A 19,499-nucleotide genomic window follows, 5' to 3' on the forward strand; every position below is an offset into this window, starting at 1 on the left:
TGTTTAAATCTCACTTTTATCTACTTCCGTCTCCACATATTTACTCGGGCATTTCACAAGAATGTCGTTAGCATAAAACACATCTTCTTTCATGCTTCCTGTTAGAACTACTTCATCACTTCGTTCAAAATCTCTCGGCTTTTCATCAAAACAAACCACTTTACCTGAAATACCATTTTGATCTACGAGATAAAAACTAAAAGTGTTGGGATCTTTAATTGGATCATAATCTACTGGCATTTCTTTATTTAGAGTGCCCTTTAAGCGCAATTCTTTACCTGCTTTTCTTCCTGCATCATCAAAATCTGAATAAGCACTTACATTACCCAATTGGGATGCTAATACACCAATGCAAATTGCAAGAAATAATAATAATATTATATGTGATCGCTTCACTGTATCTTTTTTTACTGTTAATGCAAATTTAATTCAAAATGTTCAGCACCTTTCGAGTTTGATGTTAAGATATGCTTATAAGGTTAAAAGCGACTAACGAATAATTCATAAAATAGTATTTTCGCTAACCGAAAATTTTGGCTTGTTCCAGAGTTATTTCAACAAAAACCAATAAAAAAATATTACTTGATTTCTAAAATGCAAAACAGATTTGCAAACTTCTTTGTGCTGCTAAAAAAAGCATTATCCGGTGAGGAACAGGACTATACAACAGGCAGTGTGCGCAAAGCAATTTTTATGTTGAGTGTGCCGATGATTTTAGAAATGATGATGGAAAGCGTATTTGCTGTTGTAGATATATTTTTTGTAAATCGTTTGGGAGCTGATGCTGTTTCAATTGTTGGACTAACAGAAAGTGTAAATACAATTATTTATTCGGTAGCAATTGGAATGAGTGCAGCAGCTACAGCAGTGATATCCAGAAGAATTGGCGAAAAAAATAAAGAAGCCGCTGCATTTACTGCGGTGCAGGTAATTGCTTTAACCTGTATTACTTCGTTGATACTAAGTATTCCTGCAGCTATGTTTTCAGAAGAAATACTTCGGTTAATGGGTGCCGAACCTTCAGCTATTGCAAGTGGTTCCGGATATACTCGTATAATGTTCAGCTCGAGTGCTGTGATAATGTTTTTGTTTGTAATAAATGGAATTTATCGTGGTGCAGGTGATGCTTCAATTGCAATGCGCAGTTTATGGATTGCTAACATCTGTAATATAATTCTGGATTATCTTTTAATTTTTGGAATAGGACCATTTCCTGAATTAGGAATTGAAGGAGCAGCCATTGCAACTGTAATCGGCAGAGGTATTGGAATAGCATATCAAATATATCATCTTGCAAAAGGAAAAGGAGTTGTAAAAATTATGAAGCATCATTTTACCTTGAGCAAAAAAATTATTATTTCATTAATTGAAGTTGCATCACCGGCAACAGTCCAATTTTTAATTGCTTCTGCAAGTTGGGTTGTATTGGCAGCCTTTGTAGCACAAAGCGGTAGCGATGCATCTGCAGGTTATCAAACTGGAATTCGTCTTGTGCTATTTTTTATTTTACCCGCATGGGGAATGAGCAATGCGGCAGCAACACTTGTGGGACAAAATTTAGGTGCAAAACAAACAGAAAGAGCAGAAGAAAGTGTTTTGAAAACTGCTAAATACAATGCCATTTTTATGGGAAGTGTTTCACTTATCTTTTTGTTTTTCAGTCATTCAATTATTTCACTGTTTACACCTGCAATTAATACCGAACAAATTCATTATGCAGTATTGGCTTTGCGCATTATTAGTGCTGGTTATATATTTTATGGAGTTGGTATGGTAATAACCATGGCTTTTAATGGTGCGGGTGATACTCGAACTCCGACCATCATAAATTTCTTTGGATTCTGGATGTTTCAAATTCCATTGGCATATTTACTTTCACATACATTTGCGTTGGGACCAACAGGTGTTTTTATAGCAATTCCTGTAGCAGAAACCGCAATTGCGATTATCAGTTTTATTATATTTAAACAAGGTAAATGGAAAACGATTAAAGTATAATAATGCTGTATAATAAAAATACACTGCACCTTATTAAGTAACTTTGTTTTTAAATTATTTTTTTATGGAAGTACTTACATCAAATTATTTTATACAATTAGAAGACAAATACGGCGCACATAATTATCATCCATTACCGGTGGTGCTTGCACGAGGTGAAGGCGTATTTGTTTGGGATGTGGAAGGAAATAAATATTTTGATTTTTTATCTGCCTACAGCGCAGTAAATCAAGGTCATTGTCACCCAAGAATTATTAATGCACTTACAGAACAAGCGCAGAAATTAACTTTAAGCAGCAGAGCTTTTTATAATGATGTTTTAGGTGAATACGAAAAGTATGTTACCAATTTATTTGGATATGATAAATTACTGCCGATGAATACCGGTGTGGAAGCAGTGGAAACAGCAATTAAATTATGCAGAAAATGGGCGTACTCTGTTAAAGGAGTAGAATCTAATCAAGCGGAAATAATTGTTTTAGAAAGTAATTTTCACGGTCGTACAAGCGGTGTTATTTCATTCTCTACCGATCCCAGTTCTACCTCCAATTTTGGTCCGTATATGCCGGGATATATTATTGTTCCTTATAATGATTTAGATGCATTAGAAACTGAATTAAAAAAACCAAATGTTGCAGGTTTATTAATAGAACCCATTCAAGGTGAAGCAGGTGTTGTAGTTCCCGAAGACGGTTATCTTGCCGGGGCTTATGCATTGTGTAAAAAACATAATGTATTATTTATGGCCGATGAAATTCAAACCGGATTATGCAGAACAGGTAAAATGTTGGCATGCGATTATGAAAATATAAGGCCGGATGTTTTGATTCTTGGCAAAGCATTATCAGGTGGCGTATTGCCCTTGTCTGCCGTGTTAGCAGATGATTATATAATGTTATGTATTAAACCCGGCGAACACGGTTCTACCTTTGGTGGAAATCCTTTAGCATGTCGTGTTGGTATGGAAGCATTACAAGTGTTATTAGATGAAAATCTTGCAGCAAATGCGGAAAAGATGGGTGAACTATTGCGCAGTGAATTAAGTAACATGAATTCTGAAATTGTGAAGACGGTTAGAGGAAGAGGATTACTAAATGCGATTATTGTTCCGGAGGTGAAAGGAAAAGATGCATGGGATTTTTGTTTGAAATTAAAAGACAACGGATTACTTGCAAAACCAACTCACGGGGATAAAATACGTTTTGCACCACCGCTTATAATTACAGAAGAACAAATGTGGGATTGTATAGAAATCATCCGCAAAACAGTGGATGAATTTTAATCAGGATTTATAATTTTCTATTACAATTATTTCATCGCAGAATTTATATTCACGTTCAATATTTGAACTCACTATTACACTACGATTTCCTGCAAACCGAATTATCATATCCTGATACCAAGCTACACCGGCAGCATCCAGATTTGTGGTAGGTTCATCTAATAAAATAATGGGTATATCTGCAAGAATTGCTAAAGTGAGTTTTACTCGTTGCTTCATTCCGGAAGAATAATTTTTTAATAATTTATTTCTATGCGGATATAAACCGGAGATTGCAATACATTCTTCAATCGGCATATTATTAATCAAGGGCTTAAATTGTTTTTGAAAATGCAGTATTTCACTTAAAGAAAATTCCTCAATTAATTCAAGATAAGGAGCAGCGAAAGAGATATTTGAAAACACATTATCAGGAGATAATTTCAAATTATTTATTTCAAAAGTAACACTGCCTTCCGAAGGTGAAAGTTGTCCGCTAAGAATACGCATCAGTGTCGATTTCCCAGAACCGTTTGAGCCGGTAATTGCAATTTTTTTTCCTGCATGAATTGTATAATCAATATTGCGGAATATCCAATCGTAATTAAATCTTTTGGAAACAGCATGTAATTGAATCATCATTCAGTCATGTGGCGGAAACCTTTCATCACACCGCCTTTAGATGTGCGTATGAAAGTAAGTATCTGATCTCTTTCAGTTGTTGCAGGCAATTCTGTTTCGATGATGCTCAATGCTTTTGAAACATTATAACCTCTCACAAAAAGTATCCTATAAATTTCCTGAATATGATTTATTCCTTCTGGAGTAAAACCACGGCGACGCAAACCAATAGAATTTACACCGGCATAAGAAAGCGGTTCTCTTGCAGCCTTCACATATGGAGGCACATCTTTTCTAACCAAAGATCCACCCGCAATAAATGCATGCGCACCAATTTTTATAAATTGTTGAACAGCCACTGTACCTTCTAAAATCACCCAATCATCCACTTCAATATGGCCTGCAAGATTTACACTGTTTGCAAGAATTACATTATTACCGACAATACAATCATGCGCAACATGCACATAGGCCATCAACAAACAATTCTTACCAATTTCAGTTTTTTCTAAATATTTTGTTCCCCGATTAATAGTTACACATTCACGAATGGTAGTGTTGTCACCAATAATTACTTCGGTGTCTTCGCCATTATATTTTAAATCTTGCGGAATAGCAGAAATAACTGCCCCGGGAAATATTCTGCAATTTTTTCCAATGCGGGCACCCGACATAATCGTCACGTTAGGACCTATCCAAGTGCCCTCGCCAATAATTACATTCTTAGAAATAAAAGTATAAGGTTCTATAACTACATTATCAGCCACCTGGGCTTGAGGATGTACGTACGCCAGTGGTTGATTCATTAGCTTTCGGATCTTTTTACTACCTGAGCGGTAAGTTCGCCTTCGGTAACCAGATAATTCCCTACGTAAGCAGAAGCTTTCATTTCACAAATACCTCTGCGGATAGGATGCATTAATTCCATTTTCAATAATAGTGTATCGCCAGGCAAAACTTTTCTTTTAAATTTCACTCTATCTATTTTCAAAAAATAAGTATCATAATTTTCAGGATCAGCTACTTGACTTAAAACGAATATACCTCCTGTTTGCGCTAATGCTTCCACTTGCAACACACCCGGCATAATAGGATTATTCGGAAAATGTCCTGTAAAAAATCCTTCATTGAAAGTAACATTTTTCAACCCAACAATATACTTATCGGTCACCTCAATAATTTTATCTACCAATAACATCGGGTAACGATGCGGCAACATTTTGTTGATCGCATTAATATCATAAATCGGTTCTGAATTAGGATTATAGGAAGGCACAGAAATATTTTTTCTGTTTTTATAATATGTTTTAATCATTTTAGCAAAGGCCACATTTGCCGGATGCCCCGGCCTGCTGGCAAACACTTTTCCTTTAATAGGTTTACCAGCTAAAGCAAGATCACCTACCACATCTAATAATTTATGACGGGCGGGTTCATTCACATGATGCAATTCCAGATTATTTAAAAATCCTTCTTTCTTCACCATCACATGTTCCTTGTTGAACATTTTTTTAAGCTTGGCCATTTCGGATTCGCTTACTTCTTTATCTACAATTACAATTGCATTATTTAAATCTCCGCCACGAATGAGATTGTTTTCATACAACGTTTCCAGTTCATGTAAAAAACAAAACGTGCGACTATTAGCAAACTCAGTTTTAAATTCACTTATTTCATGGAGTGTTGCATGTTGTTGTCCAAGAATTTTTGAATTAAAATCAATCATTACAGTAACCTGATAGTGATCTGCAGGCATTAAAGTCATTTCTGTACTGCGAGTATCATCTTTGAAAACAAGATTCTCTGTTATTACAATGTATTCTCTTTCTACATCCTGTTCTTCTATACCTACTCCATCCAATGCTTCTACAAAAACTTTGGAACTGCCATCCATGATTGGTGTTTCATCTCCATTCAATTCAATTAACACATTGTCAATACCAAGCCCTACTAATGCTGCCAATGTATGTTCCACTGTACTTATTCTTGTTCCGTTCTTTGCAATGGTTGTTCCCCGAGCTGTATCCACTACATTGTCCACGTCTGCTTCAATAACAGGCTGACCATCAATATCCACCCGTTTAAATTTAATACCATGATTTGTGGGTGCCGGATTAAAAGTCATTATAACATCTTGACCCGTATGTAAGCCAACACCGGCTACCGTCACCTTATCTTTTATGGTATGTTGAAAATCTTTCTTCATTTTATTATTCCTCTAATGCCTTAAGTCTTTGTTCTAACTCACTAATTTTTTGCATAAGCTCAGGCAGTTTTTTAAAAACAACCTGAGAACGCATCGCCAAATTATAATCGAAAGCCGGTGATCCCGTTAATGCCTGACCACTTTGCTTTATACTTTTAGATATTCCACTTTGTGCATTGATACGTGTACCATCTGCAATTACAACATGACCTACAATACCAACCTGGCCACCTATTATACAATTGCGACCAATTTTTGTACTTCCCGAAATTCCGGATTGTGCGGCAATTACTGTATTCTCTCCAATATCTACATTATGAGCTATCTGAATCAGATTATCCAACTTGGCTCCTTTGCGAATAATTGTTGACCCCAATGTAGCACGATCAATAGTTGTATTAGCGCCTATCTCCACATTATCTTCTATTACAACATTTCCTGTTTGCGGTACTTTTTTATAAGTGCCATCTTCTTGCGGTGCAAATCCAAATCCTTCACTGCCAATTACCGCTCCTCCATTTATCAAACAATTATTTCCAATTGTGCAATCATCCAAAATACAAACCCCCGGACAGATGATTACATTTTCTCCGATATGTACATTATTTCCAATATAAACATTCGCCATTATCTGCGAATTATTTCCAATAGAAGAATTATCTCCTACAAAAGAAAATGCACCAACATGGACATTAATTCCAACGGTTGCAGTTGATGAAATATGACTGAGTTTTTCCACGCCATTTGACAATGTGATATTCATTGTCTTGTATTGATCTAATATTTTTGAAAAACTGGTATAAACATCTTTCACCCGAATTAAAGAAGGATTTACAGGTTGATCGAACATGAGCGACTCACTAATAATTAATACAGAAGCTTTTGTAGTATATGCATATTTTACATACTTGGGATTGGAAAGAAAACATACATCGCCTTCTTGTCCTTCTTCAATCTTAGCGGGTTTACGCACCTTCACATCAGGGTTGCCCTCTAATGTTCCTTGTAGGAACTCACTTAGTTCTAATGCTGAAAACTCCATGCCTATAGGTCTTTCGGATAACAAAGATAGTATTTTACAACAGGATCAGATAAGGAGGCCAGATTCACATGATCAGAAGCATCTACCACATCAATGATATTTCCATTCCGAAATTTAATATGAATGTTCTGATCTTTCAATTGATAAGCAGAGTTAGAGGTGGAATCATGAAAAACGAAATACTGTAAATCAAATGCATCTGTTAGCTGATATTTCTCCTGCACTTGCTTCGTAATATCTGAAATACGTTTCTGAGAAATAATATCATTCTCCAATTCAATTCGGAATAATCGTCTGTTTATTAATGCACTGCATAAGTAGGCAAGTACTTTATCTTCGGAAAATTGCCATGTCTTTAATGCTACATAAATATCAGAATCATCCAATAAGGCAAAGTTGTTTATAATATTTTCATCCTCAATAAAATTTTGCTCTGTGAAATCCTCATATAAAAACATATCGAGTGCAGGTGTTGCTGAAAACCGGTCATTATTTTTCGAAAGATATTTTGCACGTTTCAATGCTTTAATCAGCATTTGTTCTGCGCAAATAACTGTCTTATGTAAATACACTTGCCAATACATAATACGGCGTGAGACAATAAATTTTTCTACCGAATAAATTCCTTTTTGCTCAATCACCAAACTGTCGTCGGCCACATCCATCATTTCAATCAGCCGGTCATATCCAATTACACCTTCATGCACTCCTGTAAAATAACTGTCCCGAATCAGATAATCCAATCGGTCCACATCCAATTGACTTGACACCAATTGATGTAAAAATTTTTTATGATAATTCCCAGTAAAAATTTTTTGTGCAAGGCTGAGTCTGCCATTAAATTGTTTATTCAGTTTGTCTATAAAAATCAATGAAAGTTGTTCATGATTTATAGAATCCACTAATGTATTTTCCAAAGCATGCGAAAAGGGACCATGACCAATATCATGTAATAATACAGCGATAGCGGCTGCTTCTGCTTCGGCATCTGTAATCTCATTTCCTTTACTGCGCAATACATGCACTGCTTTGCCCAATAAATGCATTGCACCAATAGCATGTTGAAACCGTGTATGATTTGCTCCAGGATAAACTAAGTTGCTTAAACCCAATTGTTGAATGCGTCGCAACCTTTGAAACCAAGGATGCTCAATGATATCGTAAATAATCTCATGGGGAATGGTAATAAAGCCGTAAATTGGATCGTTTAGAATTTTTCTTTTATTCAAATCGGGAATTTTTTAAATTTTTCTTTTACCTCTCTCAGCAAAAATAAAATAGATAATGAGTAATATAAAGATACTTTGGGCAGATGATGAAATTGATCTGTTAAAACCTCAGATAATGTTTCTGGAAGATAAGGGTTATAGTGTGCTGCCTGTAAGCAATGGTCAGGATGCAATTGATATGTGCAATGATCCGGATGTGAATTTAATTTTCTTAGATGAAATGATGCCCGGATTATCAGGTTTGGAAACATTGCAACAAATAAAACAAAAGCGACCTACTGTTCCGGTGGTGATGATTACCAAAAATGAAACAGAAAATTTAATGGAGGAAGCTATTGGATCACAGATTAGTGATTACCTGATTAAGCCGGTGAAGTCTCAACAAATTCTGCTTACAATAAAAAAACTGATTGATAACAAACGATTGGTTTCAGAAAAAACAGACTCTACTTATCAAAAAGAATTTCAAAATATATTTTTCTCACTTCAGGAAAATCTGGATTATGATCAATGGTATGATGTATATAAAAAATTAGTGTATTGGGAATTGCAATTAGATCAAACAGGAGCATCCGGAATGAAGGATGTTTTTAATGCGCAAAAAACAGAAGCCAATGTGGAATTTGGAAAGTACATTGATAAAAAATATCTCGGCTGGATATCGGGCAGTGAAAAAAATAAACCGGTAATGTCGCATACCTTATTCAGTGAAAAAGTATTTCCAGTTTTAAAAGAAGGTATTCCCACATTTTTTATTCTCATTGATAATTTACGTCTTGATCAATTTAAGGTAATTGAACCCTTAATAAGTGAATCTTTTAAGCAAGTAAAAGAAGATTATTTTTTCAGTATGCTGCCAACGGCAACTCAGTATAGCCGCAATGCAATTTTTGCAGGTTTACTGCCGAGTGAAATTGAAAAACGCATGCCGAACATGTGGTTGAATGATGATGAAGAAGGTGGTAAAAACATGTACGAAGAAGAATTTCTGAAAGATAATATTGTACGGAATCGTAAGGATTTAAAATACAGTTACAGAAAAATTTTAAACCACTCCGAAGGAAAAGATTTTGAAGAAAATATTTTGAATCTGATGCACAATGATTTGAATGTAGTAGTATATAATTTTGTAGATATGCTATCGCATGCCCGCACTGAAATGGAAGTGTTGAAGGAATTAGCCAGCGATGAAACAGCATATCGTTCGCTTACCCGCAGTTGGTTCGATCATTCGCCGTTATATGATGCATTGCGAAAATTAGCCGATAAAAAAGTACAAATTATAATTACTACAGATCACGGAACAATTCGTGTGAATACTCCCTCCAAAGTAGTAGCAGATCGCAATGCAACAACTAATCTTCGTTATAAAAGCGGTAAAAATCTGCAATACAATAAAAAGGAAGTGATGGAAATAAAAAATCCTGCAGAAGCCGGATTACCGAAAATGAATTTAAGCAGTACATTTATTTTTGGGAAAGGAGATGTGTTTTTTGCCTATCCGAATAATTATAATTACTACGTGAATTATTTTAAAAACACATTTCAACACGGAGGTATTTCTTTGGAAGAAATGATAATTCCATTTGCTGTTTACACCAATTATTAATTGCGCATTTAAAACAACAATCTTTCAATTAGTTTTGCCAAATGCAACAACAATGGTTGGTAGAAAATGCGGAAGCAATAGATCACATTGCTGTTGAATTATTAGCTGCTGCCAATCACAATAAAAAATTTGCTATAACAGGAGTAATGGGTGCAGGAAAAACTACACTCATTGCTGCGATATGTCGAGCCTTAAAAATTTCTGATCAGGTGAGCAGTCCCACTTTTGCAATTGTACAGGAATATGGTACAGAGCCACCAGTTTTTCATTTCGATTTATACAGAGTAAAAAACACACAAGAATTAGAAGATTTAGGGTTTGAAGATTATTTGGAATCACCTTCATATATTTTTATTGAATGGCCCGAAATAATAATGGAACATTTGCAACAGCAAGGTTTTAAAAAAATAAATATCCAAATAACTGCTAAGAACAAAAGAATTATTAATTTAGAGAGATGAGTGATTCACCACGCAAAACAGTAGCTTCCGAACTAGCTTCACAGGCAGGCATACAAGTTATGGAACAACGCCTTGAACAAAGCCGGAAAAAGCAATCTATTTTCATAGGCATACCAAAAGAAAATTCATTCTACGAAAATCGAGTACCACTATCTCCTGAAAGTGTGGAGATGTTAACGAATAATGGTATGCGTATCATAATTGAAAGTCGGGCTGGTGAGGCAAGCAGATTTAGTGATAAAGATTTTAGTGAGGCCGGTGCCAAAATTGTGTATGATAAAAAGGAAGTGTATAAAGCGGATATTTTATTAAAAGTAGCCCCTCCTACTTTGGACGATATTGATTTGATTCAGATGAATCAGATTTTAATTACACCATTACATTTACCTACACTTAAAAAAGAAATTGTTACAACACTTGTAAATAAAAAAGTTACTGCATTTGCATTTGAATATTTAAAAGATGAATCCAATACCTATGCTTTTGTAAGATGCATGAGTGAAATTGCAGGTAGTTCTTCTATTTTAATTGCATCGGAATTACTTGCGGATAACACGCATGGTCGTGGAAATTTATTAGGTGGATTATCCGGAATTCCTCCTACACAAATTTTGATTTTAGGAGCAGGTGTGGTAGGTGAATTTGCTGCCCGTGCTGCTTTGGGTTTAGGGGCTACTGTTAAAATTTTTGATTACAATGTATATAAACTAAGTCGCCTTCAAAATAATATTGGCACCCGGGTTTATACATCCACAATTAATCCGAAAACATTGCTAAAAGATATTCGCACCACAGATGTAGTGGTTGGCGCTATCCATAGTGAAACAGGAAGAACACCTGTAATTGTAACAGAAAGTATGGTGATGGAAATGAAACCGGGAAGTGTAATTATTGATGTGAGTATTGATCAAGGTGGATGTATAGAAACCAGTGAAGTGACTACACATGCAAAACCTACATTTATAAAACATGATGTAATTCATTATTGTGTTCCCAATATTCCATCACGAGTTCCCCGCACCGCATCATACGCAATTAGCAATATTGTGGCGAGTACTTTAATGAAATTTCATGAGTTCGGCGGGTTGGAAAATTTGATTCAATTGAACGAAGGAATCAGACATGGTATTTATATTTATAAAGGCCACATGACGAATGCATATCTTGCACAAAAATTTGAAATGAAATACACCGAAATAAATTTATTGCTGACCAGCAATCATTGATACAGAAATACCACCATATAGTTTTAATCAGAAAAAAATGTAATACTGTTATATACTTTGTTTGCATATAATTTAGGTAAAATAAATTGATTATGAATAATAAGTGGATGGCTGTTTGTACTTTGATATATATTTTTGATGTATAATGATTCAAGTGAAACTATTAATTATATCTCTTACACTATGTTTAATTCTCAGCGATTATATTTCGCAGACACCTGCTGTATTTTTAAATACCTCGATAGAAAAAATAGAAGTTGAAGAACAAATTGATGACAGTATTTCCACGTTTACAATTGCAGCCGTTGGTGACTTAATGTGCCATGGTTCTCAATTTAAATATGTAGCACAATCCGATGGCAGTTATAATTTTTTACCCTGTTTTGAATTTATTAAATCCTATATCGCCTCTGCGGATTTTGCTATCGGGAATGTAGAAACCACGTTTGCCGGAAAGAAAATTCCTTATAGTGGATTTCCATTATTCAACACGCCGGATGATTATGCTGCTGCATTAAAAGAAATCGGTTTTGATTTTGTAACCACCGGAAATAATCATTCGAATGATACTTATACAAATGGAATTTTACGCACTATTGATGTGCTGGACAGTGTGGGTTTAATGCATACCGGCACATTTAAATCACAAGCAGAAAGAGACTCAATTCAACTAACAACTATAAGTGGAACTTCTGTTGCAATTTTAAATTACAGCTATTCTACAAATGGTATTGATTTGCCCACAGATAAAATGTATCTGGTGAATTTAATTGACTCAGCCACCATCGTAAAAGATATTCAGGTAGCAAAACAGTTACATGCAGAATTAATTATTATCTATTATCACTATGGTGAAGAATACCAACGATTGCCTTCTCAATATCAAAAAAAATATAATCGGATTGCTATTGATGCAGGCGCTGATATTATCTTAGGCAGCCATTCGCATGTATTGCAGCCGGTAGATTTCTTTGCTACCAATAACGGCAATATTGATACAGGATTTATAATTTACAGCATGGGTAATTTTATTTCCAATCAGCGAGATCCTTTTACTTATGAAGGCGTAATAATTAATTTGCATTTTGAAAAAAATAATCACACAAATAAAATAAACTTGCAGGATGTAGATTATGTTCCAACATGGGTGTATCGTGGAACTAATGCTGAAAAAAAACTCCATGTAATTTTTCCGGCAGGTGATACTACTAATCTCCAGGTAAATTATTTAAACCAAAAAGATAAAGAGGAAATAATGCAGGCTGCAAAAAATACAGCTAAGATTTTAAATACTTATACGGATAAATTAAAACCCGTTTTGAAATAACTTTGGCATTGAATTCGTTGAAATGGCACTTATGAAATTTCGTTTAATCCTATTTATTTTACTGAGTGCTGTCACTTATCAAGCGCATGCACAAATCGGCATCTTTAAGAAAAAAGAAACTCCCACCGACACACAGTATCATGTGTATTTAGACACAGTAAACATTGAAGCAAGATCATTGCGCAATTATAATTTTAATAGATACGCTTACATTGTTGCTAAGATGTATCCCATTGCAGATACTGCTATTATGCTGATGCATGAAGTGGAAATAAGTACAATGGATATGAAAAAAAGAGAAAGTAAAAAATACCGTAAACAATTGGAGAAAGATTTAAAAGAAAAATTTGAAGACCGGTTAAAAAATTTATCACGCACTGAAGGAACCGTACTAATAAAAATTATTGAAAGAAACACCGGCCGTTCTATGTATGATATATTGCGGGAAACAAAAAACAAAGGTACTGCCATCTGGTGGCAAAGTTTAGGGAAATTCTATGGTTATAATTTACAAGATGGTTATACTGTTGACGCCAATCCTATGTTGGAAATTATTATTCATGAATACGAAGTGAAAAATAAAATTGTAGAATAAAAAAAAGCATCATTTCTGATGCTTCTTATATCTTTTGTTTATTAGAATTATTCTGTTGGAAGTGGTTCCTGCGTTCCTTGATCCGGAGCCGGAGTTTGCGTATTTTGATCCAATCCACCATCTTCATTTTCAGGAGGTGCTTGGAAAATTGGTTGTTCTGCCTGTGGCGTTAATGAGTTGTTTTGAATAGTGGAAGCACTTGGAGTGAAAGCCGCAGTGGCAAGACTCAGTAAAATAATAGCGATGGCCAGCCCCCATGTAATTTTCTCAACATCATCTGATGTGCGCTTATAACCAAACATTTGAGTAGCTGCTCCGCCAAATGTGCCGCTTAATCCGCCGCCTTTAGGATTTTGTATTAACACTGTCAGGGACAGTATCACGCAGATAACAAGTATTATAATCAGTATTACAGTAAACATATATTAGTTCTTTCTGAGTTCTTCAATTTTGCCTGCAAAGTAAGGCTTTTTTTCCGGGTATTTCAAACTCAACTTTTCATAAACCTCTATTGCCTTCTTCTTATTTCCCTGAATTGCCAACACTAGAGCAAAAGTTTCGGTAATTACATTATCACCCATTGCAATACTTTTTGAAGCAAGCTGCCGTGCATCTTCTTCACTAAAGTTATTACCTCCTTCTAACCTTGTTTCCACTTCAATAATAATTGGTTGATTATTTTCCCCTGGCTCAACTGTTCTCACATTATAAATACCGGTAATTGATGTTAGCCAACCTGTAAACGTATGTGCATCTGCGGTATCATCACCTTCTAAACCGATGGGCTGCAAATGGATACTTACTTCATCCATTTTAGAGAGTTCGCCTAACATTTCAATTTCGTAAGGTGCCGATTCAAATAATTGTTGTTCTTTTTCTTCCACATCAATTTTTTGATCAATTATGGATTCAACACTGTTCAACTTTTCAGTTTCTATATTAGTATTTAACTCAACCGAATCTAAATGCAAAATGGGCGTACGTTCAATGAGATGAAATAATCTCTCTCTATCATATGCATGTATTGCCGCTTTGGCCAATGCATTTTCGAAATCAGGATTAGAATCTGTGTGCAAATTTTTTGCATATAGCATATGAGCCAATGGGAAGTAATCATATTGCTGAACCAACGACTTTAATTCTTCCTCCTGTCTTTCCGTAAGAGAATTGATATTATTAATTAATGTATTGAAAGTTTCCTTTTTCATGATTACCAGTCTGAAGCAGATTTCAAATATATATCATCTGCAAGCTGAAGTGAAATTCTTTGAATCAAATCATTTTCAACAGTACTTAGCGATTGTGTGCTTGGATAATCTTCAAACCTTGAAAAAGTCTGGCTCCAGTTTTCCTTTTCATTTTTATGATTTACAAAATCCACTTTCACTCCAATAGTCAAACGATTTAATGCCGTAGTTTCATTTCCTGTTGGCGCTATAGGAGTACTCACATATTGCGTTATTGCACCGCTGTATTCCCAATCGCCATCGTTATCTTTTAAATATAATCTTGTTTCAGAAGCAAATTTATTTTTCAATGTTTCTGTAAATGTTTGGCTTAGAGAAGTAGCAACAAAATTAGATTGATTAGGAAAATAATTAATAGTAACTGTTTCAATTTGCGGATCAATTCTATTTCCCTGAAAAGTATAACATCCACTTAGTAGAGTTACCAAACTATAAATAAATACAACTGCTTTCAATACTCTTGTTTTCATCCGGGCAGATTATATTCTTTTATTTTTCTGTATAAGGTACGTTCAGAAATCCCAAGATCAAGTGAAGCATCTTTTCTTTTTCCTTTATGTTTTTGAAGTGCTTTTACAATCAATTCTTTTTCATTATCAGATATGGACAAATTCTCTTCTACTGAATTCTCTGTATAATGCTTTGCCTGATCAATTATTATTGGTTTTCTTTCTGAAATATCTTTTTCCAGAACAGCTTTTACATTTGGCTTTAAATTATCATTAAACAAATCGTTGCCATGCGCAAATTCAGTTTTCAATTCATTTGCTTCAGCCATTGTAAAAACAAATTGTTTCAGATCATTTAGATCCTTTTTCATATCGAAAAGCACCTTATACAATATATCACGTTCTGAAAAATCTGTACCTGATGCTTTCATATTTGACGAAGTAGTAATAACCGGCAATTGTGATCTTCTTTGTTCGGGTAAAAAACTATTTAATTCGTCCGCATTTAATTTGGGATCTTTTGCAAGCACCGAAATTTGTTCAGCTACATTTTTTAATTCCCGGATATTCCCAGGCCAGTTATAATTCTGTAATTCAGCTATTGCAGATTCTTCTAATTGAATAGAAGCAGTGCGATACTTTTCCGCAAAATCAGAACTGAATTTCCTGAACAATAAATAAATATCTTCTTTGCGATCACGCAATGCAGGCACCTGAATAGGAACAGTATTTAAACGATAAAATAAATCTTCACGGAATTTACCATTGGAAATTAATTGATGTAAATCAACATTCGTCGCAGCTACAACACGCACATCTGTTTTCTGCACTTTTGAGGAACCTACACGAATAAATTCTCCTGCTTCTAAAACACGCAATAATCTCGCTTGTGTTCCCAATGGCAACTCACCTACTTCATCTAAAAATATGGTGCCGCCATTCACTGTTTCAAAATATCCTTTTCTATCATCCACCGCATTTGTAAAAGAGCCTTTCACATGACCAAACAATTCGGAGTCAATTGTTCCTTCCGGAATTGCACCACAGTTCACGGCTATAAAAGGTCCGTGTTTTCTTACTGAATATTGATGAATAATTTGCGAAAATATTTCTTTACCTACACCGCTTTCACCGATGATAAGTACATTCAGATTTGTGGGAGCTACCCGTGCTGCAATACTGATAGCATAATTTAATCCCGGATTATTTCCAATGATTCCAAATCGCTGTTTAATACTTTGAATTTCTGTTGACATGCTTAGATTCCTTCCACAATTTTACCAATTAATGTAGCTGATGTTGCTGTAGTAACTTTTACAAAAACATAATCACCCGGCAAACTGTTTTCTTTCGGAAAAACTATCATCTTATTCTGGTCGCTTCTTCCGCAATTATCTGCATCGGAACGGCGGGAAGGTTTTTCAACTAATACTTTAAATACTTTTCCAATGTCCGCATTATTTCTTTCCATGGAATGTAAATTTTGCAATGCGATTATCTCACTCAATCTTCGCTTTTTCACATCTTCCGGAATATCATCTACATATTTTCTTGCAGCAAGAGTACCCGGTCTTTCACTGTAATAAAACATATAACTCATATCATATTTCACCCAATCCATCAAGCTAAGTGTTTCTTGATGATCTTCTTCTGTTTCACCACAAAATCCTGAAATAACATCCGTGGAAATACCGCAATCAGGAACAATGTTGCGAATAGATTCTATACGTTGTTTATACCATTCACGATTATATGTTCTGTTCATACGTTCCAATACTTCAGAACTTCCTGATTGCACTGGCAAATGAATATAATTGCAAATATTATCGTGTGTTGCCATAGCATATAATACATCATTAGTCATATCTTTTGGATGACTTGTAGAAAAGCGCACACGCAATAATGGATCAACCTTCGCCACTTCTACCAATAATTCTGCAAACGAAACTATGTTTTCTGTTTCCGGATTTTTCCATTTATAAGAATCTACATTCTGACCAAGTAGCGTAACTTCTCTGTATCCTCTTTCAAATAAATCTCTTGCTTCAGCTACAATTGTAAAAACGGCTCTACTCCTTTCTCTTCCTCGTGTAAAAGGCACTACACAAAACGAACACATATTATCGCAGCCACGCATAATGGAAATAAATGCAGAAATTCCATTGGAGTCCAATCGTAAAGGACTAATATCACTATAAGTTTCTTCACGAGACAACAACACATTCACCGCCTTTTGACCTTCATTAGCGGAAACTAATAATTTCGGTAAATCACGATATGCATCGGGGCCGCAAACTATATCCACTAATTTTTCTTCTTCCAATAAATTTTCTTTAAGCCGCTCTGCCATGCAGCCCAACATACCTATTAATGCAGATGGATTATTGCGTTTCACTTGCTTTAATTCCTTGAGGCGATTGCGCACCCGTTGTTCCGCATTATCCCGCACGGCACATGTATTAATCAGGATTAAATCTGCTTCCAGAAAATTTCCTGTTACACCATAACCGGACTCATGCAGTATGGAAGCTACTATCTCGCTGTCGCTGAAATTCATTTGACAACCGTAGCTTTCTATATAAAATTTCTTACCGTTAGGATTGATTTCGGAATTAGCATAAACCTCTCCCTGCCTTTCCTCAGATAGTAATTTGTTGGTTTTTAAACCCTCTAATGTCGGATTGCTGTCGTACATTTCCATTTTAATAATGAAAGCAAAGTTACGAAATTGCGCTGTCGGATTGACAGTTGAAAAGTGATGCAAACAATCAATACACAATTCAATATTAAACCATGGCTGTTTGTTGCCGGATGTATTTACTATAGTATTTGGATTTTGCTGAATACAAGTGTTCCCTTTTCATTTGATTATGTGCATCTGGTAAGTTATGTTGCTCAACATATTTATCAATCAGATTTCCATTCTTTTATTACAGCAACGGAAGTGGATACAGGTCATCCTCCACTAATACCTTTATTACATGCAATCATCTGGAAAGTATTTGGGAAATCACTTGCTGCATCTCATTGGTTAATGCTTCCTTTTGCTTGTATGGCATATTACTATTTTTTGCAAATCAGCAGTTTGTGGTTAAAGCATAACACATTATATGTTGCTGCTTTACTGTTTTTAATATTTCCGGTAACACTTGCGCAAATAATTTATATGAGTCCGGATATTGCGTTAACAGCCTTCACTTTGGGCGCAATTCATTATTGGCTCAGAAAAAAATATCTGCTTTATTATATCATGCTATCATTCATTCTGCTCACATCAGTGCGTGGCTTACCATTATTTGCAGCCTTTTTTTCTGCGGGTATTTTTCTTCGAATAAAAGAAAAAAGAATTATTAGTTTGAGATTAATATTATTATATATTGTTGCTGCTTTACCATGTATTTTATGGAATGTTTATCACTTCAAACAAACAGGATGGATATTGGGAAGCAGCAATACAATATGGTCTGCACATCGTGCTTTTATTTCAATCAATCATTTGCCAATACATATCGCAGCTTTTGTATTCAGACTATTAGAATTCGGTGGTATTTGTATTTGGATAATTGTTTTGGCAATGCGTAATAACATTTCTGCATCCAATGCATTACAATCAATTTATGTGTTGCTGATGTTTACTTTTATTTTTTATGGCTTAGCAATTTTACCATTTACAAATCCAATTTCAACACGCTATCTGCTGCCGCTTTTTTTAATGGGATTATTGATTGTCGGAAATTTTATTACAACACTTTCAAAAAAGAAAAGCATTCAGGTATTATTAATAATTATTTTAATAATGACAGGCAGTGTATTTTATATTTATCCTGATAGATTTATTAAAGCCGCAGGTTATAGTTGGGATTGCAATGTGATATCACTTCCCTATTTCAAAACATTAGAAAAGGAGGCACAGCAATTTTTAAATATTACTTTACAAAATGATTCTGCCAAAATTATTTATGCAGGTATGCCTTTTTATCAATCAACAGAATATACCTATTTAAAAGAGACAAACACAAATAAGGCACAGGCTTGGGAAAGTATCGAAATGCCGGTTGGAGATTATTTTATTGAATCCAATATCATGAATAATATTACCTGGGAACAAAAGACATATTTAGAAAAAAATTGGAAACTCAATCGCAAATTTCAATCGGGTAGATTATATATTAACATCTATCGTAACCCACATCTGCCTAAGTAGTTAATAATGGTTAATTCTTAAAAA

The 19,499-nt window shown here is 34.8% G+C and carries 19 protein-coding genes; 8 read left to right on the top strand and 11 right to left on the bottom strand.

Translation table 11 applies throughout. From position 1 onward, the window contains the following. Positions 1–3: 3 nt before the first annotated feature. On the bottom strand, positions 4–396 hold the full coding sequence (locus IPN31_12905) for a cytochrome c maturation protein CcmE (GenBank protein MBK8682772.1): 393 nt from the start codon (positions 394–396) through the stop codon (positions 4–6). A gap of 198 nt (positions 397–594) precedes the next feature. Between IPN31_12905 and IPN31_12910 the strand changes: the two genes are divergently transcribed. Together IPN31_12910 and rocD are read left to right on the top strand one after the other, a co-directional pair. After that, positions 595–1,998, top strand: coding sequence for an MATE family efflux transporter (locus IPN31_12910; GenBank protein MBK8682773.1), 1,404 nt, complete (start codon positions 595–597; stop codon positions 1,996–1,998). A gap of 64 nt (positions 1,999–2,062) precedes the next feature. Beyond that, positions 2,063–3,280 carry an ornithine--oxo-acid transaminase gene (gene rocD / locus IPN31_12915; GenBank protein MBK8682774.1) on the top strand — a complete coding sequence of 406 codons (1,218 nt, stop codon included), beginning with the start codon at positions 2,063–2,065 and terminating at the stop codon, positions 3,278–3,280. Here the strand turns inward: rocD and IPN31_12920 are convergent, their stop codons facing one another. Genes IPN31_12920 through IPN31_12940 form a run of 5 tightly spaced genes read right to left on the bottom strand, consistent with a single transcriptional unit; the run spans position 3,281 to position 8,366 of the window. Beyond that, positions 3,281–3,901 (bottom strand): ABC transporter ATP-binding protein, encoded by a 621-nt coding sequence (locus tag IPN31_12920; GenBank protein ID MBK8682775.1) that lies wholly within the window; start codon positions 3,899–3,901, stop codon positions 3,281–3,283. Next, positions 3,898–4,686, bottom strand: a complete 789-nt coding sequence (lpxA, locus tag IPN31_12925; protein MBK8682776.1) for an acyl-ACP--UDP-N-acetylglucosamine O-acyltransferase — start codon at positions 4,684–4,686, stop codon at positions 3,898–3,900. Before lpxA ends, IPN31_12920 begins: the two co-directional genes overlap by 4 nt. Further along, positions 4,686–6,086 (bottom strand): bifunctional UDP-3-O-[3-hydroxymyristoyl] N-acetylglucosamine deacetylase/3-hydroxyacyl-ACP dehydratase, encoded by a 1,401-nt coding sequence (locus tag IPN31_12930; protein ID MBK8682777.1) that lies wholly within the window; start codon positions 6,084–6,086, stop codon positions 4,686–4,688. Before IPN31_12930 ends, lpxA begins: the two co-directional genes overlap by 1 nt. Before the next feature lie 4 nt (positions 6,087–6,090). Then, positions 6,091–7,128, bottom strand: coding sequence for a UDP-3-O-(3-hydroxymyristoyl)glucosamine N-acyltransferase (gene lpxD / locus IPN31_12935; GenBank protein MBK8682778.1), 1,038 nt, complete (start codon positions 7,126–7,128; stop codon positions 6,091–6,093). A gap of 2 nt (positions 7,129–7,130) precedes the next feature. Next, positions 7,131–8,366, bottom strand: coding sequence for an HD domain-containing protein (locus tag IPN31_12940; GenBank protein ID MBK8682779.1), 1,236 nt, complete (start codon positions 8,364–8,366; stop codon positions 7,131–7,133). A 46-nt stretch (positions 8,367–8,412) separates the two neighbouring features. On the opposite strand from IPN31_12940, the gene IPN31_12945 reads away from it, so the two are divergent. The 5 genes from IPN31_12945 (at position 8,413) to IPN31_12965 (ending at position 13,575) form a co-directional block, all read left to right on the top strand. After that, a complete protein-coding gene (locus IPN31_12945) occupies positions 8,413–9,966 on the top strand; it encodes a PglZ domain-containing protein (protein MBK8682780.1) in 1,554 nt (517 codons plus the stop codon). A gap of 41 nt (positions 9,967–10,007) precedes the next feature. After that, positions 10,008–10,427, top strand: coding sequence for a tRNA (adenosine(37)-N6)-threonylcarbamoyltransferase complex ATPase subunit type 1 TsaE (gene tsaE / locus IPN31_12950; protein MBK8682781.1), 420 nt, complete (start codon positions 10,008–10,010; stop codon positions 10,425–10,427). Then, a complete protein-coding gene (locus IPN31_12955; protein ID MBK8682782.1) occupies positions 10,424–11,653 on the top strand; it encodes an alanine dehydrogenase in 1,230 nt (409 codons plus the stop codon). The genes tsaE and IPN31_12955 overlap by 4 nt, the downstream gene beginning before the upstream one ends. 154 nt (positions 11,654–11,807) lie before the next feature. Further along, the gene (locus IPN31_12960; GenBank protein MBK8682783.1) at positions 11,808–12,980 is read left to right on the top strand and encodes a CapA family protein; all 1,173 of its coding nucleotides are present in this window, start codon (positions 11,808–11,810) and stop codon (positions 12,978–12,980) included. Between the two features lie 31 nt (positions 12,981–13,011). After that, positions 13,012–13,575, top strand: coding sequence for a DUF4294 domain-containing protein (locus IPN31_12965; protein MBK8682784.1), 564 nt, complete (start codon positions 13,012–13,014; stop codon positions 13,573–13,575). A 47-nt stretch (positions 13,576–13,622) separates the two neighbouring features. Here IPN31_12965 and secG read toward each other — a convergent pair whose 3' ends face one another. Genes secG through miaB form a run of 5 tightly spaced genes read right to left on the bottom strand, consistent with a single transcriptional unit; the run spans position 13,623 to position 17,972 of the window. Beyond that, complete coding sequence (gene secG, locus IPN31_12970; GenBank protein MBK8682785.1) at positions 13,623–13,997, bottom strand: preprotein translocase subunit SecG; 375 nt, start codon at positions 13,995–13,997, stop codon at positions 13,623–13,625. 3 nt (positions 13,998–14,000) lie between these two features. Continuing rightward, positions 14,001–14,783 carry a hypothetical protein gene (locus IPN31_12975; GenBank protein ID MBK8682786.1) on the bottom strand — a complete coding sequence of 261 codons (783 nt, stop codon included), beginning with the start codon at positions 14,781–14,783 and terminating at the stop codon, positions 14,001–14,003. A 2-nt stretch (positions 14,784–14,785) separates the two neighbouring features. Beyond that, positions 14,786–15,292 (bottom strand): LptE family protein, encoded by a 507-nt coding sequence (locus tag IPN31_12980; GenBank protein MBK8682787.1) that lies wholly within the window; start codon positions 15,290–15,292, stop codon positions 14,786–14,788. Beyond that, positions 15,289–16,527 (bottom strand): sigma-54-dependent Fis family transcriptional regulator, encoded by a 1,239-nt coding sequence (locus tag IPN31_12985; protein MBK8682788.1) that lies wholly within the window; start codon positions 16,525–16,527, stop codon positions 15,289–15,291. Before IPN31_12985 ends, IPN31_12980 begins: the two co-directional genes overlap by 4 nt. Positions 16,528–16,529: 2 nt before the next feature. Then, positions 16,530–17,972 (bottom strand): tRNA (N6-isopentenyl adenosine(37)-C2)-methylthiotransferase MiaB, encoded by a 1,443-nt coding sequence (miaB, locus tag IPN31_12990; GenBank protein MBK8682789.1) that lies wholly within the window; start codon positions 17,970–17,972, stop codon positions 16,530–16,532. A gap of 57 nt (positions 17,973–18,029) precedes the next feature. Between miaB and IPN31_12995 the strand changes: the two genes are divergently transcribed. Continuing rightward, positions 18,030–19,475: a hypothetical protein gene (locus IPN31_12995; GenBank protein MBK8682790.1), complete on the top strand. Its 1,446-nt coding sequence runs from the start codon at positions 18,030–18,032 to the stop codon at positions 19,473–19,475. The last annotated feature ends 24 nt before the right edge of the window (positions 19,476–19,499 follow it).

The organism is Bacteroidota bacterium (genome assembly GCA_016715425.1).
In the GTDB taxonomy this organism is placed as follows: Bacteria; Bacteroidota; Bacteroidia; order Chitinophagales; family BACL12; genus JADKAC01.

Coding starts and splice junctions, on each gene's coding strand:
- IPN31_12955 (MBK8682782.1), top strand. CDS start 10,424: ATGAGTGATTCACCACGCAAAACAGTAGCTTCCGAACTAGCTTCACAG.
- IPN31_12980 (MBK8682787.1), bottom strand. CDS start 15,292: ATGAAAACAAGAGTATTGAAAGCAGTTGTATTTATTTATAGTTTGGTA.
- rocD (MBK8682774.1), top strand. CDS start 2,063: ATGGAAGTACTTACATCAAATTATTTTATACAATTAGAAGACAAATAC.
- lpxA (MBK8682776.1), bottom strand. CDS start 4,686: ATGAATCAACCACTGGCGTACGTACATCCTCAAGCCCAGGTGGCTGAT.
- IPN31_12975 (MBK8682786.1), bottom strand. CDS start 14,783: ATGAAAAAGGAAACTTTCAATACATTAATTAATAATATCAATTCTCTT.
- IPN31_12920 (MBK8682775.1), bottom strand. CDS start 3,901: ATGATGATTCAATTACATGCTGTTTCCAAAAGATTTAATTACGATTGG.
- tsaE (MBK8682781.1), top strand. CDS start 10,008: ATGCAACAACAATGGTTGGTAGAAAATGCGGAAGCAATAGATCACATT.
- IPN31_12985 (MBK8682788.1), bottom strand. CDS start 16,527: ATGTCAACAGAAATTCAAAGTATTAAACAGCGATTTGGAATCATTGGA.
- IPN31_12995 (MBK8682790.1), top strand. CDS start 18,030: ATGCAAACAATCAATACACAATTCAATATTAAACCATGGCTGTTTGTT.
- IPN31_12965 (MBK8682784.1), top strand. CDS start 13,012: ATGAAATTTCGTTTAATCCTATTTATTTTACTGAGTGCTGTCACTTAT.
- IPN31_12945 (MBK8682780.1), top strand. CDS start 8,413: ATGAGTAATATAAAGATACTTTGGGCAGATGATGAAATTGATCTGTTA.
- secG (MBK8682785.1), bottom strand. CDS start 13,997: ATGTTTACTGTAATACTGATTATAATACTTGTTATCTGCGTGATACTG.
- lpxD (MBK8682778.1), bottom strand. CDS start 7,128: ATGGAGTTTTCAGCATTAGAACTAAGTGAGTTCCTACAAGGAACATTA.
- IPN31_12930 (MBK8682777.1), bottom strand. CDS start 6,086: ATGAAGAAAGATTTTCAACATACCATAAAAGATAAGGTGACGGTAGCC.
- IPN31_12910 (MBK8682773.1), top strand. CDS start 595: ATGCAAAACAGATTTGCAAACTTCTTTGTGCTGCTAAAAAAAGCATTA.
- miaB (MBK8682789.1), bottom strand. CDS start 17,972: ATGGAAATGTACGACAGCAATCCGACATTAGAGGGTTTAAAAACCAAC.